Consider the following 16377-nt stretch of genomic DNA (forward strand, 5'->3'; position numbering starts at 1 on the left):
AGCCGGAAGTGTTCTATATCTGTTATCGGGGCAAACGGCTGTACGGCCCTATGTCCGAAGCTGAAGCCTTACAGGAATGGTTCGCGCTTGCAGGAACAGTCAAGGAGCTCTATATTATTGAAACCGATGCAGCTACAGGCAGAATCAAACGCCAGATCGGGCCAACGGTCCGTGCTCATAAGAAGAAAAAGAAATAGCCCTATCCGGCACAGGCCGGACAGGGCTACACTGGCTATAGGCGGTTCTAGAACAAACAGGCTTTAGTGATGATAACCAGCAGAATGAACAGAACCAGAATGGCACCTGTCGAAGTCCAAGGGCTTACTACCGGAACGATTGGAGGTCCCTGATTCACTCCACCTACGTTATTTCCACAACCGCAACCATACTCTGCTCCCATAATTAATTCCTCCTCTTGAATATTGAATACAGCACAGAATATGTGGAATTCCGCCCCGTTGCATGGGCCAATTGGCAAAGAAATGCCTTTTACCTAACGGACAGGCGTCCAGTAGTCGATATAGAGTATGAAGCAATAGCTTAACAACAAATGAAGGGAGGAATGCCGGATGGATATTGCTGCATTATCCGTAGTGATGAGCCAGTCATCCTTACAGCAGGCCGCAGGGCTGCAGGTGATGAGCCTTGCCAAGGAGCAGGCGCAGAGCAGCGCCCAGGATATGGTTCAGATGCTGAGTCAGGCCACGCACCCCACCTTGGGAAAAACACTTGATATTCGGGCGTAATTCCTTTATGCTTACATACATAGGAACACCCGTTCCATATTTCAGCCGTTGAAGAGTACGTGCTGAACTGCTGCTTAGCCCTTAAGGGCTTTTCTTTTGGCCAATAACACGAACATACGATCTTATATATGGGGTGATTGATTATGCAAGGCTATTATCAGATGACCGCTTTGGAGAAATGGACAGAGGATCTATACCAGCGCATTGGCGTCCGCAAGCCGGCCGATATCTCCATTGATTACATAGCGAAGCAGCTCAATATCTGGGTACACTATCTGGATGTCAGAAGCAAGGCGATTGAGGCTGCGGCCGGAATGTACAGTATGTTCATCGACAACCGCCTCCCTCCCGAGCTGCAGCGGCTGGAATTCCTCCACGAGCTCTGTCATCTGCTGCGGCATGCCGGCAAGTCTACGCTTATGCCCGGAGTGTTCACGCAGGCGCAGAGAGATGAATCCGACCGGTTCATTCTGTATGCCTCCATGCCCTATAGTATGATTTCCGCGAATACGCTGCCCGAGCTTCGTGAGGATGCCGTTGCCGAGCTGGCTGTAGCGTTCCAGGTTCCCGTTCCCCTCGCGCTGCAGCGGATCGACCAGATCCAGAGACGGATTTTCCAGGGGCAATTAATGGCTGTTATGGAACGTAACGAAGACAGAAATATCATCCACAGACATATTCGCTAAGCGCTGCGGGGATAATACGCTATAGACCCGGAGGGCGGAGATTCCCCTCTATAACAGGGTTAGATTCTACTGTAAAGGGGATCAAGATCAACGTGGAAGCCTTGAAAGTCATTCAATTATTGCTGACTCATCCTGAATATAGCGTGGATGCCGTTCATCCTGAAATTCCGGATTTTGTGGGTATCGAGACGATTGAAGTGGACCACGTTACCCAGACCTTCTCCATCCTGCTGCAGGAGCCTAAGGAATACGGCTGAGAGCAGGATTTTACAGTATAACAATTACATAGAACAGCCCCGCTAACACGAACCGGTACAGCGCGAACCACTCCAGGCGGAGCCGCTTGATCAGCTTGATGAACGTGACTACAGCAATCATGGCTACGAGGAAGGACGTCACGAATCCGATCAGCATCAGGGTCAGCGTATCTGTACTGAGTAGATCCCTGCTGTCATACAGGTCCAGGAGGCTTGCTCCGAACATCACCGGCACGGAGATCAGGAAGGTGAAGTCCGCAGCGGCTTTCTGGCTGGTTCCCAGCAGCAGACCGCCTGAGATCGTCGAACCGGATCTGGAGAACCCGGGCCACAGCGCCAGACACTGGAACAGCCCGATGCCGAAGGCTTGCTTGTAGTTTATCCCGTCTACCGTCTCTGACGTTACGGATCTCCTGCTGCGTGCAGCGAAGATCATCAAGAGACCACCGGCAATCAGACCAATGAGGACCGGCTTGGGGCCGAATAACTGGCTCTTGATCGTGTCTTTGAAGAGCAGATACACCACTAGTGCCGGAACCATAGCCAGGAGCATGTGGATGGCGTTCAGTCCCTTGCTCTTGGAGAAATCCAGCTTCAGCATATTGATCCCGATGTTCACATACTTCTTCCAATACAGCAGCAACACGGCCATTACCGCACCTAGCTGGATCACGATTTTGAAGGTAACCGCAGCCTCCCCCTCGAACTTCAGCAGATCCCCTGCCAGGATAAGGTGCCCGGTAGACGAGACCGGCAAAAATTCAGTCAACCCCTCAATAATCCCTAATATAATTGCTTTGATAGCTTCAGTCACTGGTGAATAGCCCCTTTCGGAAGTGAATCAATATATTTCCAGTATAAGAGGCTAAGATGGAATTCCCCATCGAATGAGCTAACAATATGGGAGTTGGTGTGACATAAATGTCATGTGGTTTATTGTGATCACAAAAAAGCCACCAAGCTACTGGTGGCAAAATTTCATTATGCTCTATTCGTAAAATAGCCGCTATGCTAATTGTGTAATAACAAGATGTGCTGAAACGGGTCTTGTTCCTCCCGCAAGAGGAGTAATCGTAAGTGCAGCGGCATTTCCGGCAGGATTGCGAACGGTTAGAATACTGTTAATGACCGTTGTTTGCACGATCGCCATTTCTACGATTTGTGAGGTACCTGTTGCCCGCCCAACTACGGTATAAGCGAGATCTGCACCATTTAAAGTCAAGATTAGTTGTCCGGCTTCGGTCACGCTAACCTGAAACAGCACTTGATACGTCCCAATGGCCGCTAAATTAAAAGAACTCGGCCCGATCCGGGTAATCGTTGTCCCGCTGGTAGGGCCATCTTGAGGAAAGCTTACATCTGTGCCCGGCGCTACCGTTGCCGCATTATCAGGAGGCATCAGAGCAAAGAAATCAGCAAATCCTAATACCCCTCCCGCCGTTCCTGTTGCCCCGGTTGCTCCTGTTGCCCCGGTCGCTCCTGCAGCTCCTGCGGCTCCTGCGGCTCCGGCTGGCCCAGTGGCTCCTGTGGCTCCCGCCGGCCCTGCAGCTCCTGCCGCTCCGGCCGGCCCAGTAGCTCCGGCAATGCCTTGCGGCCCAATCGCTCCCGCCGGACCAGGTTCACCCTGCGGGCCCTGGGGACCTATGAGGCCCTGCGCTCCCGGAACTCCCTGCGCCCCTTGCGGGCCAACGGGCCCCGCTGCTCCCTGGGGGCCTATCGCTCCGGATGGCCCGGGCACACCTTGGGGGCCTTGGGGCCCTGGAGGGCCACCGGCAGGTCCTTGAGGACCTGCTGTTCCCTGGGGGCCTCTTGCCCCCGGGATTCCCGGTATGCCTGGGGAGCCCTGTGCTCCTTGGGGCCCTGTGGGACCAATGACAGTAGGAGTAGTGACATTGACTTCAGGCGGTGGACAGGTTACTTTAACCACCTTTTTAATCACTTTTTTAACAACTTTCCGATGTTCTTTTCTTTTTCTTTTTGAAGGAACGAGGGTGACGATTTTTTTAGGATGACATTTTTTATCGTCTGGACAACTCAATACGGACACCTCCCTAATAAGATAGTGTAGTGTACGCATCCCATCCGGTTTAGAAATGGACGAACAACTAGTTTTTACTAGTCAGCAACCTAATTCCAAAAAAAACGGGCGTTAGCCATAGTAGTTACGCCCTTGAATACATCACAATGTCCCACACCAAATTTTATTATTTTTCGTATTTTAGGATTGGACAACTGATACTTCCCCTGTCAGATCCGAATTTCTAATTCGGGTCTGTTTTTTGGTTATTCTCCTTCAAACTCATGCTACATCAATTAAGCTGACGTTATAAAAGATGTGCAACTTCAGATGCACAATTCACGTAAAACTGATAAAGGAGTTGGTAAAAATGGTTGTCTTTGCTATTCTATTTGTACTGATTGCAATCCTGAATATCTTCTTCCCGGCCATGGGCTGGTATATGCGTTATGGTTGGATGGTAAAGGGCGATTCCGAACCAAGTGAGGCTTATCTCATGATGAGCAGAATCAGCAGTGTGATTGTACTTATAATCTTTTTCTTGTTCTTTTTGCCTTCTATGTTTGGTTAGGGATGTAAGTTAACAATAAAACAGGAGCTTCTGGCGCTTCCCTGCCAACCACTCCTGTTTTTATTTTCTTTTAAAGCTTTTCGCCCTGTTAAGGAATAGCAATGAGCGCATGGGGAAGGCCGATACAATATTTGTTAACATGGAATACAGCAGCTGGTGCATATTAAAAACCCCCTTGCTAGGCAAGGGGGTTAAGTGAAGTGGGCCCTACAGGACTCGAACCTGTGACCAATCGGTTATGAGCCGACCGCTCTAACCAACTGAGCTTGGGGAAAGGTTAAATTACATATAATTCAGTTCACAATCACCCGTTTCCACTGTTATTCCGGTCAGTATATTTAACCCTATTATAGTTAGCTTGCTTGAAATCCCATCTATGACCGGACTGACTCCATCTTGTGCTTTTATATGCACCCGTGAATCGCTCATACCGCGGACTCAGCGTCCGCGCGAGATGCTGAGCGGCGTAAATCTTCTGCTCCGGATCGAGCGCGTCGAAAGATATCATCGACGTTCGCACGACCCAGCCGGCGCGCCTCGTCCGATGCATTACCAATTCGGCCGCCTAAATCATTTGCCGCACTCCGGGAACGACGAAGATCAGATACCAAGTTATCCCCCGTCTGTCCTGCAGCCCGGCGGAAGTCGAGTAAATCATCAGTTGCTCCACGGAGTGCAGTCCGCATACTCCGGACTGCACCGGAAATAAAGTCCCTCGCTTCAAACGGGACCGTCACTTTTGTTGTCGCTGCAATGGTTTTTCACCACCTTGCATTTATAGATATAGGTCTTTTAAGCATTCGAAATATAAATCTACAAAGCAGGATATTTAAACAAATTCACGAATAACTGGGATGGGCATATTGTGAAGTTCGTTAAGTGATTTCATCAGAGATAACGCAAAACTTATTAATAAATTTAATACTGAAGGGAAGCATTATGAAAAAAGTAATGATAATATTATTTTTCTTGGTTCTTATTGGTTGTTCTCATAATGAAAGAAGTAAAGTTTCTACAAATAACTCAATAAATACAAACAAAAATGAAACAAAAGGAGTAGAGACAACCGTTAAAATAAAGGCAGAATCAAGTGAAGCCCCTGGAACTAGCGATGAATCAGAAATTAATAATCAGATTAGCTCTTACGCAAATCCCAACAACTCTAATATCACCTCAGAAAACCAGTCTATTTCGAGTGAAGACGCAGCAATAAAATTAGTGAGTTCCAAGTTAAATCAAGAGCAATTAAGGATTTCGTCTATAAATATAGTTGGAACTGATGATGAAGGGAATTACATAGTTAAACAATCTAGTAAAGCTACAACTGAAGTTATGGAGTGGTACCATGTGAATCTAGTTACTCAAGAGATTAGTTGCGAGATACTTGGAGACACCTGTCTTGATGACAACACTCCCCTGGTAACAGATGATCTAAACGAGCTTTCCCTAGAACAGCAACAGGCTTTGGAACTTGCTAAATCATTTGCAGCCGATAATTTAGTTCAACACGGCTACGTCGATAAACTTACATATGTTGAGTTTTCTCAAATGGAAAATGAAAATTTTGTTTTTCAGATTTATAATCCAGGATCTGGGGGGACAGATACAATTGATTGGTTAACTGTGGATCTAGACCAAGGTTCTGTTGTTTCAAAATTTTATTTAAGCAAATAAAGATCTATATCATTTTCTTAGAACTCTCTTGGCTTCTTCTTCGGCGACTATGCCGGCCGCAAGACAGAAATAATACTGCCGCTGTTTATCTACCTCATACGGAAGGACCTCAGCTGGCAGCCGCTTCTGGTTTATCCAAAAGGATGCTATCCAGCTTGCTTCTCCGTCTTGCTTGATGAGTTTTTTGCTTCTTTCAATAATGCATCCTTTGTCTCCTGGAACTTGGTCACTGCTTTGCTCAGCTCCGCATAATCAGCAGGGTTGTCCAGGATGCGCGGCGGCAGCTCATACTTATTGATACAATTGAAAGCCAGCAGCAAATCCTTGTTATTCCAATCAAATTCGTGCTCCGTTGCCTTGACGATCATCACATCGATCTCGTTATAAGACTCTTTCGGATCGCCGTTCTCTTCATAAGCCAGCTCATAGGCCCGGCGTACCTCAATGGTAGTCAGGCGGCGTACTGACCAATCCTCTCCGTCTGCTGGTACCGTGATGGTTCATCGTTCCTACCTGTTTTGCCCTTGGATAGATATTTTTCTAATTTAGCGGTCATGCAAAAGACCTCCATATTTTTGTATTAGAATGCAAAAAAGTCGCTGGCGCTTCCCTGCCAACGACTCTTTTACTATTTTCGTTTAAAGCTCTTAGCCCATTGGAAAGTCATTTCTTGAAAACTCACCTGTTTACGCCAAGTCTTGTGAGTAGTTTCCCACTCATTAACTGCCTTTTTGTACGGTGTGTAGAACCACCAATCACTGATATCCCAAGAAGAAAAAATCTTTCTATAGGATTTTCCAAATGAAATGTCATGAGGATATCTTCTTACAGCCTTGCTTGCCTGCCGTTTGATCCAACGACTTGCCTGCTCTTTACATACGGGTGTTTTCTTAATACTTCTACTCAAATCAACTCTAACCTCCTTCAGGGAAGCTAGAGTCCGTCCAGTAATTTCATTGATTCACCCCTTATTTTTCCTTGATCAAATCATAAACCGATTAAATCACTGAAGCAACCATCTTTATGCCATATAAGCTGGGAACTGCTCAATGAAATCAAAATCATTTGCGGTACCGGAAAGCGTAATGTCGATTCCGTTATTGTCGTCGATCTTCGCCACCAGGAGATCCATCTCATCATGAATATGCACGCCGCTGATCATCACCCGTTCCACATTCCCAGTTTGCATATCCTCAAGTGAGCCGGTGATTCGGTCCAGGAACATGGTCTTTCCCGCCTTGAAGTCAGCCAGAAGGCGGTAACGAAGGGCAGACTCCAACTTCGACATCACCAGTTTTACCGTAATTTCATACCCAACAATCTGCTTCGTCTTGGACATCTTCCGCGAACGGATAATATCCAGTGTCTCCGGCTTCAGAATAACTTCCACTTCATTGATCGTTTGAATTGAATCTCCATTATCATCCTCCACCGATAAATTACGGCCAATCAGCTCGCGTTCCATGGATTACGCCACCTCCCAATCAATATTAAAGATATCAATCGCATCGAGCGGCTTTGCCGACAGGGAAAAGTATGCGTAATCTGCGTCGCTCACCTTTGTCAGGTGCTCAGTAAAAGTGAATTCATCACCGATAGCCTTCTGTAGCGCCCGCACCTTCAAATAACTGACAACCGCAGCAATGAACAACCCTCGGCCATCCTTGTCATTGTCCAGCTTGGCCTTATTGGCTTTACCGGCAGCGTAGATGTCGTTCAAGATCTGGTCGATTGTCATCGACACGCGGATCTTCCCGAAGTCCTCCCGCTCCCCAGCTCCCAGCGTGGTCAGGGTGTTCACAGCAGACTCGATAATGTAGTCGTAACCGTCTCGCGTGGCCATCAGGGTTCCTTCAGACAAACCCTTCAATACCTCCGAATGGCTCCAGTCCACCTTAGCCTGTGTCATTGGCACCTTAACACCTGTAAAGGACCGATTCGCCGGCGTGCCCGCGACCAGCCCAGCCACCCACGCAGCCCACCGAAGAGAGTCATAGGTCTTACCGTTGGTATGTTCACCGGCCAGAGAACAATTAATAATAAAGCGGGCATTTGCAGCACGGCTGCGGGTATTATGGATCTCGATGTCGTCGTCTGCAGAAGCGGCACCAGCAATAACTAGTTGCGCCAGCTTGCGCGCCTTGGTCCGGCGATCCAGCAGCCACTGCTTGGCCGCTGCTTGTACCGCCGCCTCGGAGGACGGCAGATAGACGACATCAAACACCAAGCCGTCGATCCGGTTGAAGACTCCGCTCCAGTTTGCTGCAGTAATGGCTGCGGTACCGGTGACTCCACCGTCCTATACTACCGCTGTTTTTTAAACTATCGTGTCCCGTTAAACAGTTGATTACTCGTCAATCCGATCACGTGTGAGATTAAATAATTGTCCAAACCGACTTTTACAACGGGTCCAGAACGCCATTCTCCGTCTAATCATATAAAATCAACCCGTCAAAAAAATCACTATAGTCCACATCCTTATCGCTCATTGTGTACCAGACTTCCTTCCCCGTGCTAGTTTGAAACTTGATATGGCCGAGTTTGTCATCACCCAGAAATTTTACGTTGTCATCGGGTTTCAGCGAAAAGGTTTCGCCCGTATCATCTTTATGAAACTTCACGGTAATTTCCTTTTTGATCGTTAAAGGCGTCGGTGGTTCCATCGGATAAAAGTCCTGGTGCTCTTCATGAAGAGCATGTTCGTTATCCAGATGAAATACCAATTCACGGAACCAGGTTTGAAAATCCTTGCTTTCTTTTGCGCTGACCACTCGTCCATGGCCGTCAAACATCGAGCTGTGTGCCGAGAAACCGGGAAGTTCACCTATCTGCTTTAGGGTTTCACCGTCATAGGCATAGAAAGATGTTGATCGTAGAAAATCCATTTGCGAATCCATTTGAAGTGCAATCTCAAAATATTGATCGTCAATATCCAAATCGACAATATCAAGATAAGGAAGCAGCTCACTGCCCACCTCCATCGTGATGTCCTTCACCTTCAGCTTGAAAGCCCCTAATTCCGTTTCAGGAGGGATTAACTGGATTTCTTCTTCACTACCATCTCCGTTCAGATCCACTTTCATCTTCTTCTGTTTAAAGCCCGAATCGCCTGTGTAACCCCGTAAATGGACGTCATTTATGTGGGCAGGTTCGAGCTTATAGGCAGCATATTTGGCTTCGTATTCATGAAGTAACGCAACGTTCTGTTTCTCCGTCGGGTTAAGATGCTCCTTGTAAGTAGAGTCTGCATGATACCAAGGCTTGGCGGCAAAGTAGTCCTGCAAATCCTTCCGCTTGAATACATACCCATGCCTTGCAAATATCTCGTTGCGCGCAAGCTCCAGTATATGGTTGTCCAGGCTGCCGATCTTTTCCGGGGACAGCACCGAGTTCGAGCTGTCCTTCAGAGTATAATCCCGTGTTACCACAGTGGAAGGAACACCAGTTGTTTCACTTGCTGCAACTAGCTTACCATCCCCACCTTCAGCACCCTTCTCTTTTTTCGTATAAGTACAGCCAGAAAAGATTAAAGACAGGATAATCACCCCATATATAAGCAAAAACTTCCGAAAATCCATTTTGTTTACACCCACTTCGTCATCTGAATTCGATATGATAAACGCATATAAATATACCATAAAGTGGAATCTGCGTATAGAAAAAACGAATCTTCCATCTCTGAAGGTCCGCAACTGTTTGTATCGCTTTTGATTTTAAATGTTCGCTATCCTCCCGTTAGCTTAATGATCACCCCCTCCACTTTAATGCATATTAACAAAACGGAGATTAGTCTGGAAATTTGCAGGCATTAACTCCACGTAACATCAAAGGATTATGTGAAGAACATTCACGGAGTGCTGAAACGCGCGCTCAGGCTTGCATATACAGAATCGGGGTTACTGGCAGAAGACATCATGAGTAAGGTGTCCATGCGGAGCAAAGTAATGGAAATGAACAAAAAGAAATGCAGTTCTGGACCATTGAAGAATTTACTCAGTTTTTGCAATCCTCAAAGCATCATGTTCACTACATTGCTTTTTCATTAGCAATTTACACTGGAATGCGGCGCGGTGAAATTCTGGGGCTGCGGTGGAAAGATATCGATTTTGAGAAGAAAGAGCTGAAGGTTATTCAGACAGCGAATTGGACACGGGATGGCTTGGTGATCCGGCGGGTCAAGCTCTTTCAGAATATTATTGACGATCTTCAGGAGCGCTATTCACAAATCGAAGCCTACAAGAAGGATTATGGGGAAGCCTACGAGGACAATGACCTGGTAGGCTGTTATCCTGGAGGAGGTTATATTAAGCCGAAGCGAATCACAGAGGGCATGGATGTTCTTATTCGTAAAGCAGGGGTCAAGAAGATACGGTTCCATGATCAGCGTCACACCCATGCTTCATTTCTACTAGCGATTGGAATAAATCCTAAGGTTGCCGCCGAACGTCTGGGAATGACTCCAGCGATGTTTAATGAGAGGTACTCACTTCTGTCGCCAATCATGCAAGAAGAGGCCGTTGACAGAATTGAAAGTGAACTCAATAAATTCGCAGAAAAACAGCTTGAAACTGTAGAATAAAAATCTTCGTTAGCAAATCCGTAAGCAAGCTAAAAAATACGGCCTTTCCCACTCAAGCATATTCGCTCCTACGAGCCTACATACAGCAAAAAACCCTTACAGAGTAAGGGTTTAAGTGAAGTGGGCCCTACAGGACTCGAACCTGTGACCAATCGGTTATGAGCCGACCGCTCTAACCAACTGAGCTAAGGGCCCGGACTAGGATATCCGTATTATACAAGTGCTGTCCGGTGTAATAAGGTAATTGCGGGGGCAGGATTTGAACCTGCGGCCTTCGGGTTATGAGCCCGACGAGCTACCGGGCTGCTCCACCCCGCGTCAGTTAATAATTATTTAAACAGCGACAATAGATAATATACAATATAGCCATGGATAAAGTCAAGGATGATTTTGGTTTTTCTGGCTAAGGCAGAAAACGAACTCCATAACGGCCCTTGCGCGAACGGTATATTTCGACAAAACGCGGATCATGATACCCATAGATCCAGCCGTCCTGCTCCAGTCTTTTGGCAAGGCAGCCCGCTTGAAATCTGGTCCTGAACAACTTGGCAAAATAGATCCAATTCATGATACCCTCTTCTCCTTCATCGCAATAATATATGTCCCGGTGCTATTTATCATGCCCAGTTTTGCAAGAAAATTAGAGGATTGCTCAGCGGAGCGGATGGCAATTTCTGCCCGTATGCAGCTAATTGTAATGAGCCGTTGAGGGAAATAGTTGGATTTTATACAATTGCTTGGGCGGAAATCGCCTTTTCAAAGGAAATAAGTGGATTAAGGACATTTAGTTCTGGCAGTATCTGCGTTATTGTCCATTTCAGGTTTCAACAAGTGTATTTTTTCCAACTAAATCCTCTATAAGTGTGCTGGGCCAGTGAATAGATGCTGTTTTTCCACTTCTTTTCCCTAAGAGCCCAAAAACTAATTAAAGCATTAAAAAAGAAGCCCCATCCCCCGGCAAAGAGGACAAAGCTTCTTCTATGCATTCTCTACGCTCTACGCTCAACGTTTACGCTTTATGTTTACGCTCTACGTACTCTTTACGTACCCTCTACTCATTTCCTGCGTCTTCTCCTAGCCCCTACACGCCGAAGGCGGCAGGGTCCTTGCGCCAGGATTGCAGCAGCGCTACATCGCTCTCAGCAATCTTGCCTTGAGCCAGCGCTACGTCAATGAGCGTGCTGTAGTTGGACAGGCTCTGGAGCGGAAGCTCCGCCGCAGCGAAGGCTTCTACGGCACGGTCAAGCTCGTAGCTGAAGATGGCCAGGACGGCCAGCGGGAGCCCGCCTGCTTCCTGTACGGCCTGCGCGGCTTTGATGGAGCTGCCGCCAGTGGAGATCAGGTCCTCGATCACGACCACCTTCTGGCCGGGCTTGATGAGTCCTTCGATCTGGTTCTGCTTGCCGTGGCCCTTGGCCTTGTCCCGGATGTAAGCCATCGGCAGACCGAGCTTATCGGCCACCCAGGCCGCGTGCGGAATACCGGCGGTTGCTGTCCCGGCAATCACCTCGGCGTCCGGGTAGCTGGTTCTGATCAGCTCTGCGAAGGCCTCCGCAATGTAGTTGCGGACATCCGGGAAGGCCATGGTCAGACGGTTATCGCAGTAGATCGGTGATTTGATGCCGGAGGTCCAGGTGAACGGCTCCTGCGGGCGCAGGGCTACGGCTCCGATCTCCAGCAAATGACTGGCGACCTGTTCACTTCGATTCTCTAATATGCTCATGCTTGGCTCATCTCCTCAATAATATTCAGTGCTGCTGCTCGCGGATCTGCCGCTGCTGTAATCGGCCGGCCTACTACCAGGTAGTGGCTGCCTTGGCGGATAGCCTGCCTCGGAGTCATGACCCGGGACTGGTCGTCCAGCGAGGCACCAGCTGGCCGGATACCCGGGGTTACGGTGCGGAACTCCGGTCCGCACGCTTCGGCAATCACCAGGGATTCCTGCGGCGATGCTACGACTCCATGCAGGCCTGCTTCCGCTGCAAGCTTGGCATAACGCACCACCGCATCCGTCACTGGTCCGGCTATGCCGATTTCCCGGTTCATCACTTCCTGGCTGGTGCTGGTAAGCTGGGTTACTGCAATGATCAGCGGCATGTGCAACGAGGGCTTCAGGCTGACCGCCTGGGCCGCTCCTTCCACAGCAGCAGCCATCATGGCAGCTCCTCCGGCGGCATGTACGTTGAACATATCAACGCCAAGCAGAGTCAAGCTCTCTGCCCCGCCCTTTACGGTGTTGGGGATATCGTGCATTTTAACATCGAGGAATACCGAATATCCGCGCTCCTTCAGTTCCCGGATGAAATCAGGTCCGGCTGCATAGAACAGCTGCATTCCCACCTTTATATAACAGGGAATGCCTTCGAGCTGTTCGATCAGCGCCCGCGCCTGGTCTGCATTCGGATAATCCAAGGCGACCATCAGGCGTCCGGCCATTTCATTACGCTTCTCTACCTGTCCGATGTTCTCATGTTCATGCTGCTGTGCTGCTGAAGTCTGCTCCACAAAGTCAACCCTCTCTCATTGTTATCTGGCAACATTCCAGGTCCCGGGCATAGGGGAACGGTCTGCGCTAACGCAAACCGTTCCTGTAGCAGCCTGTTACAGCTGCCTCACCCTCTATCTTATTGTCCGACAAAAGCAGGCATCGACTGGGACGAGAAGTTAATCGTCTGCAGCATTCTCAGCAGCGCCGTTACCGTATCGAGCGAGGTCATACATACGACGCCGTTCTCTACCGCTTCACGGCGGATGCGGAATCCGTCACGTTCAGGCGTTTTGCCCTTGGTCAGTGTATTGAAGACGAAGTTCGCTTGACCGCCGCGGATCAGATCCAGGATGGTCGGCTCGCCTTCATCCAGCTTGTTAACGTTCATCACGTTCAGCCCGGCCTGCTCCAGCGCAGCTGCTGTACCGCCGGTGGCGATGATTTTATAGCCCATGGCATGGAAGCCCTTCATCAGCTCAACCGCTTCAGCCTTGTCTTTGTCGGCTACAGTTACAATGATTGCCCCGGTAGCCGGGATCTTCATGCCTGCGCCGATCAGACCCTTGTAAAGCGCCTTGGCATACAGCTTATCGCGGCCCATGACCTCACCGGTGGATTTCATCTCCGGTCCGAGCGTAGGCTCGACTCTGCGCAGCTTGGCAAAAGAGAACACCGGCACTTTGACCGACACATAATCGCTCTCCGGCCACAGGCCTTCGGTGTACCCGTCTTCCTTCAGCTTGCCGCCAAGAATGATCTTGGTCGCCAGGTTCGCCATCGGAATACCGGTCACCTTGCTCAGGAACGGAACCGTACGCGAGGAGCGCGGATTCACTTCAATGACATAGACCTCGTTCTGATAAATGACGAACTGGATGTTCACCAGCCCGATGGTCTTGAGCTCTTTGGCAATCTTGATCGTGATCTCGGCAATCTTCTGCTTCAGACCTTCATCCAGATATTGCGGCGGGTAGACAGCGATGGAGTCGCCGGAGTGAACCCCTGCGCGTTCCACATGCTCCATGATGCCCGGAATGACAACCGTCTCTCCGTCGCAGATAGCGTCCACTTCCACTTCCTTGCCAAGCATGTAACGGTCGATCAGCACCGGATGCTCCGGATTCACTTTTACCGCTTCAACCATGTAGCTCAGCAGCTCTGTGTCGTTGTAGACAATCTCCATGGCGCGTCCGCCCAGGACATACGATGGTCGAACCAGCACCGGATAGCCCAGCGCCTGCGCCGTTTCGACAGCCTCATCAATATTGATTACGGTCTTGCCTTTAGGTTGTGCGATATCCAGACGGGCCAGCAGCGCTTCGAACTTCTTGCGGTTCTCAGCTTCGTCGATGCTCTCAAGGCTGGTACCCAGAATGTTCACGCCCGCAGCAGCAAGCGGTGCAGCCAGGTTAATCGCGGTCTGTCCGCCGAACTGTACGATGACTCCGATCGGATTCTCCTGGGCAATCACGTTCATGACATCCTCGAAGAACAGCGGCTCAAAGTACAGGCGGTCCGAGGTATTGAAATCCGTCGATACGGTCTCTGGATTGTTATTGATAATTACAGCTTCGTAGCCAGCCTTCTGTATGGCCCATACCGCATGTACCGTAGAGTAGTCGAACTCAATTCCTTGGCCGATACGGATCGGACCGGAGCCGAGTACAATGACCTTCTGCTTATCGGAATGAATGACCTCATTTTCGGTCTCATAGGTGGAGTAATAGTATGGCGTTGAAGCCTCAAATTCTGCGGCGCAGGTATCGACCATTTTAAAGACTGGAACCAGCCCTTGCTGCAGACGCAGCACACGCACTTCCGCCTCCTTGGTGAATGCCCCGCCGGGACGGCCTTCAGCACGGATTTCGGCAATCGCCCGGTCTGTGAAGCCCTTACGCTTGGCCTGATACAGTATGTCAGCAGACAGTGTCTCTTCGGCACGGATCTCGTCCTCGAAGCTCACGAGCCCTTCGATCTTGGAGAGGAACCACCAGTCCACATTCGTAATATCCTGAATCTCCTGTAGCTCATAGCCGCGGCGGAAGGCTTCCGCGATCAGGAACAGGCGCTCATCATCCGGCTTGGCAAGTCTATAGCGCAGCACACTCTCTTCAAGCAGCTCCGCTCCCGGCAAGCGGAAACGGTGGACACCAATCTCCAGCGAGCGGATGGCCTTGTGAATCGACTCTTCAAAGGTACGGCCGATCGCCATCACTTCACCGGTCGCTTTCATCTGTGTACCCAGCTTGCGGTTCGCCGAGATGAACTTGTCGAACGGCCAGCGCGGGATTTTGCTGACGATATAGTCCAGTGTAGGCTCGAAGCAGGCGTAGGTCTGTCCGGTCACCGGATTGACGATTTCGTCCAGCGTGTAGCCGAGTGCGATCTTCGCGGCCATCTTGGCAATCGGATAACCGGTCGCTTTCGACGCCAGCGCCGAGGAGCGGCTGACACGCGGATTCACTTCGATCACATAATACTGGTAGCTCTGCGGGTCCAGGGCGAACTGGACGTTACAGCCGCCTTCAATATTCAGCGCGCGGATAATCTTCAGGGAAGCACTCCGCAGCATCTGATATTCACGGTCAGACAGCGTCTGGCTCGGGGCCACTACGATACTGTCGCCCGTATGTACGCCCACCGGATCAAAGTTCTCCATGTTGCAGACCACGATACAGTTGTCGTTCGCATCACGCATAACCTCATATTCGACTTCCTTCATGCCGGCGATGCTCTTCTCGACCAGACACTGGCCGATCGGGCTGTAACGGATACCAGCCTTGACGGTCTCACGCAGCTCTTCTTCGTTGTCGCAGATTCCGCCCCCTGTTCCGCCCAGCGTGTAGGCAGGACGGACGATCAGCGGATAGCCGATTCCTGCGGCGAAGCCCAGAGCTTCTTCCACACTGGTAATAATCGCACTTTCCGGCACCGGCTGATCCAGCTCGCGCATCAGCTCGCGGAACAAATCGCGGTCCTCCGCTTTCTCGATGGATTCAAGCTGTGTACCCAGCAGCTTCACTTTCTCTTGCTCTAGGACTCCGGCACGGGCCAGCTCTACAGCCATGTTCAGGCCGGTCTGTCCGCCGAGTGTCGGCAGCAGCCCGTCCGGACGCTCCTGACGGATAATGCCAGTCACGAATTCCAGCGTAATCGGCTCGATGTATACTTTGTCAGCCATATTGGTATCGGTCATAATCGTCGCCGGGTTGCTGTTGATCAGTACGACCTCGACACCTTCTTCTTTAAGGGCCTGGCAGGCCTGAGTGCCTGCATAGTCGAATTCGGCAGCTTGACCAATAACGATCGGGCCGGAGCCGATAACCAGAATTTTTTTGAGTTTGTTGTTCTTAGGCATG

Annotated in this window: 19 protein-coding genes and 3 tRNA genes; 7 read left to right on the forward strand and 15 right to left on the reverse strand. The window is 49.7% G+C overall.

All coding sequences use genetic code 11. The features are described 5' to 3' along the window. Positions 1 to 8 precede the first annotated feature (8 nt). Positions 9 to 197: a hypothetical protein gene (locus NST26_RS23625; protein WP_036724199.1), complete on the forward strand. Its 189-nt coding sequence runs from the start codon at positions 9 to 11 to the stop codon at positions 195 to 197. A 47-nt stretch (positions 198 to 244) separates the two neighbouring features. Here the strand turns inward: NST26_RS23625 and NST26_RS23630 are convergent, their stop codons facing one another. After that, complete coding sequence (locus NST26_RS23630) at positions 245 to 400, reverse strand: hypothetical protein (protein ID WP_155991357.1); 156 nt, start codon at positions 398 to 400, stop codon at positions 245 to 247. Between the two features lie 169 nt (positions 401 to 569). Here NST26_RS23630 and NST26_RS23635 point away from each other — a divergent pair, with 169 nt between their 5' ends. The 3 genes from NST26_RS23635 (at position 570) to NST26_RS23645 (ending at position 1689) form a co-directional block, all read left to right on the forward strand. Continuing rightward, the gene (locus NST26_RS23635; RefSeq protein ID WP_076076056.1) at positions 570 to 746 is read left to right on the forward strand and encodes a YjfB family protein; all 177 of its coding nucleotides are present in this window, start codon (positions 570 to 572) and stop codon (positions 744 to 746) included. Between the two features lie 143 nt (positions 747 to 889). Beyond that, on the forward strand, positions 890 to 1432 hold the full coding sequence (locus tag NST26_RS23640; protein WP_036724201.1) for an ImmA/IrrE family metallo-endopeptidase: 543 nt from the start codon (positions 890 to 892) through the stop codon (positions 1430 to 1432). 92 nt (positions 1433 to 1524) lie between these two features. Continuing rightward, positions 1525 to 1689 (forward strand): hypothetical protein, encoded by a 165-nt coding sequence (locus NST26_RS23645; protein WP_155991360.1) that lies wholly within the window; start codon positions 1525 to 1527, stop codon positions 1687 to 1689. Positions 1690 to 1699: 10 nt separating this feature from the next. Here the strand turns inward: NST26_RS23645 and NST26_RS23650 are convergent, their stop codons facing one another. Next, on the reverse strand, positions 1700 to 2503 hold the full coding sequence (locus NST26_RS23650) for an undecaprenyl-diphosphate phosphatase (protein WP_036724204.1): 804 nt from the start codon (positions 2501 to 2503) through the stop codon (positions 1700 to 1702). 192 nt (positions 2504 to 2695) lie between these two features. Beyond that, the gene (locus NST26_RS23655) at positions 2696 to 3427 is read right to left on the reverse strand and encodes a collagen-like protein (protein WP_340950903.1); all 732 of its coding nucleotides are present in this window, start codon (positions 3425 to 3427) and stop codon (positions 2696 to 2698) included. Positions 3428 to 4076: 649 nt separating this feature from the next. Between NST26_RS23655 and NST26_RS23660 the strand changes: the two genes are divergently transcribed. Further along, positions 4077 to 4277, forward strand: coding sequence for a DUF6199 family natural product biosynthesis protein (locus tag NST26_RS23660; RefSeq protein ID WP_036724228.1), 201 nt, complete (start codon positions 4077 to 4079; stop codon positions 4275 to 4277). Between the two features lie 201 nt (positions 4278 to 4478). On the opposite strand, the gene NST26_RS23665 is transcribed toward NST26_RS23660, so the two are convergent. Beyond that, positions 4479 to 4544: transfer RNA gene (locus NST26_RS23665), tRNA-Met, on the reverse strand. Positions 4545 to 5216: 672 nt separating this feature from the next. On the opposite strand from NST26_RS23665, the gene NST26_RS23670 reads away from it, so the two are divergent. Then, positions 5217 to 5951 carry a hypothetical protein gene (locus NST26_RS23670; protein WP_340950901.1) on the forward strand — a complete coding sequence of 245 codons (735 nt, stop codon included), beginning with the start codon at positions 5217 to 5219 and terminating at the stop codon, positions 5949 to 5951. 146 nt (positions 5952 to 6097) lie between these two features. Here NST26_RS23670 and NST26_RS23675 read toward each other — a convergent pair whose 3' ends face one another. The 5 genes from NST26_RS23675 to NST26_RS23695 form a co-directional block, all read right to left on the reverse strand. After that, on the reverse strand, positions 6098 to 6319 hold the full coding sequence (locus NST26_RS23675) for a hypothetical protein (protein ID WP_340950900.1): 222 nt from the start codon (positions 6317 to 6319) through the stop codon (positions 6098 to 6100). A 260-nt stretch (positions 6320 to 6579) separates the two neighbouring features. After that, a complete protein-coding gene (locus tag NST26_RS23680) occupies positions 6580 to 6858 on the reverse strand; it encodes a hypothetical protein (RefSeq protein WP_036724232.1) in 279 nt (92 codons plus the stop codon). A gap of 114 nt (positions 6859 to 6972) precedes the next feature. Continuing rightward, complete coding sequence (locus NST26_RS23685) at positions 6973 to 7416, reverse strand: phage tail tube protein (RefSeq protein ID WP_340950897.1); 444 nt, start codon at positions 7414 to 7416, stop codon at positions 6973 to 6975. Between the two features lie 3 nt (positions 7417 to 7419). Further along, the gene (locus NST26_RS23690; RefSeq protein ID WP_340958008.1) at positions 7420 to 8223 is read right to left on the reverse strand and encodes a phage tail sheath subtilisin-like domain-containing protein; all 804 of its coding nucleotides are present in this window, start codon (positions 8221 to 8223) and stop codon (positions 7420 to 7422) included. Positions 8224 to 8380: 157 nt separating this feature from the next. Continuing rightward, positions 8381 to 9529, reverse strand: coding sequence for a YARHG domain-containing protein (locus tag NST26_RS23695; RefSeq protein WP_340950896.1), 1149 nt, complete (start codon positions 9527 to 9529; stop codon positions 8381 to 8383). 386 nt (positions 9530 to 9915) lie between these two features. Here NST26_RS23695 and NST26_RS23700 point away from each other — a divergent pair, with 386 nt between their 5' ends. Further along, positions 9916 to 10530: a site-specific integrase gene (locus NST26_RS23700; protein WP_235191838.1), complete on the forward strand. Its 615-nt coding sequence runs from the start codon at positions 9916 to 9918 to the stop codon at positions 10528 to 10530. Between the two features lie 121 nt (positions 10531 to 10651). Here NST26_RS23700 and NST26_RS23705 read toward each other — a convergent pair. The 6 genes from NST26_RS23705 to carB all read right to left on the reverse strand — a co-directional run bounded on the left by NST26_RS23705 (position 10652) and on the right by carB (position 16376). Then, positions 10652 to 10725 (reverse strand) — tRNA-Ile (locus tag NST26_RS23705). A gap of 49 nt (positions 10726 to 10774) precedes the next feature. Further along, positions 10775 to 10848: transfer RNA gene (locus NST26_RS23710), tRNA-Met, on the reverse strand. Positions 10849 to 10933: 85 nt separating this feature from the next. Next, entirely contained in the window at positions 10934 to 11098 is a 165-nt protein-coding gene (locus NST26_RS23715; RefSeq protein WP_019909365.1) for a hypothetical protein, read from the reverse strand. A 513-nt stretch (positions 11099 to 11611) separates the two neighbouring features. Continuing rightward, positions 11612 to 12253: an orotate phosphoribosyltransferase gene (gene pyrE / locus NST26_RS23720; protein ID WP_340979884.1), complete on the reverse strand. Its 642-nt coding sequence runs from the start codon at positions 12251 to 12253 to the stop codon at positions 11612 to 11614. Continuing rightward, positions 12250 to 12966: an orotidine-5'-phosphate decarboxylase gene (gene pyrF / locus NST26_RS23725; RefSeq protein WP_036724375.1), complete on the reverse strand. Its 717-nt coding sequence runs from the start codon at positions 12964 to 12966 to the stop codon at positions 12250 to 12252. The genes pyrE and pyrF overlap by 4 nt, the downstream gene beginning before the upstream one ends. A 188-nt stretch (positions 12967 to 13154) precedes the next feature. Then, on the reverse strand, positions 13155 to 16376 hold the full coding sequence (gene carB, locus NST26_RS23730; RefSeq protein WP_036724235.1) for a carbamoyl-phosphate synthase large subunit: 3222 nt from the start codon (positions 16374 to 16376) through the stop codon (positions 13155 to 13157). Between the last annotated feature and the right edge of the window lies 1 nt (position 16377).

The organism is Paenibacillus sp. FSL R7-0128 (assembly GCF_038002245.1).
GTDB classification, from domain to species: Bacteria; Bacillota; Bacilli; order Paenibacillales; family Paenibacillaceae; genus Paenibacillus_AQ; species Paenibacillus_AQ silagei.

Coding starts and splice junctions, on each gene's coding strand:
- NST26_RS23630 (WP_155991357.1), bottom strand. CDS start 400: ATGGGAGCAGAGTATGGTTGCGGTTGTGGAAATAACGTAGGTGGAGTG.
- NST26_RS23635 (WP_076076056.1), top strand. CDS start 570: ATGGATATTGCTGCATTATCCGTAGTGATGAGCCAGTCATCCTTACAG.
- NST26_RS23640 (WP_036724201.1), top strand. CDS start 890: ATGCAAGGCTATTATCAGATGACCGCTTTGGAGAAATGGACAGAGGAT.
- NST26_RS23660 (WP_036724228.1), top strand. CDS start 4,077: ATGGTTGTCTTTGCTATTCTATTTGTACTGATTGCAATCCTGAATATC.
- NST26_RS23670 (WP_340950901.1), top strand. CDS start 5,217: ATGAAAAAAGTAATGATAATATTATTTTTCTTGGTTCTTATTGGTTGT.
- NST26_RS23675 (WP_340950900.1), bottom strand. CDS start 6,319: ATGATCGTCAAGGCAACGGAGCACGAATTTGATTGGAATAACAAGGAT.
- NST26_RS23685 (WP_340950897.1), bottom strand. CDS start 7,416: ATGGAACGCGAGCTGATTGGCCGTAATTTATCGGTGGAGGATGATAAT.
- NST26_RS23695 (WP_340950896.1), bottom strand. CDS start 9,529: ATGGATTTTCGGAAGTTTTTGCTTATATATGGGGTGATTATCCTGTCT.
- NST26_RS23700 (WP_235191838.1), top strand. CDS start 9,916: ATGCAGTTCTGGACCATTGAAGAATTTACTCAGTTTTTGCAATCCTCA.
- NST26_RS23715 (WP_019909365.1), bottom strand. CDS start 11,098: ATGAATTGGATCTATTTTGCCAAGTTGTTCAGGACCAGATTTCAAGCG.
- pyrE (WP_340979884.1), bottom strand. CDS start 12,253: ATGAGCATATTAGAGAATCGAAGTGAACAGGTCGCCAGTCATTTGCTG.
- pyrF (WP_036724375.1), bottom strand. CDS start 12,966: ATGGCCGGACGCCTGATGGTCGCCTTGGATTATCCGAATGCAGACCAG.
- carB (WP_036724235.1), bottom strand. CDS start 16,376: ATGCCTAAGAACAACAAACTCAAAAAAATTCTGGTTATCGGCTCCGGC.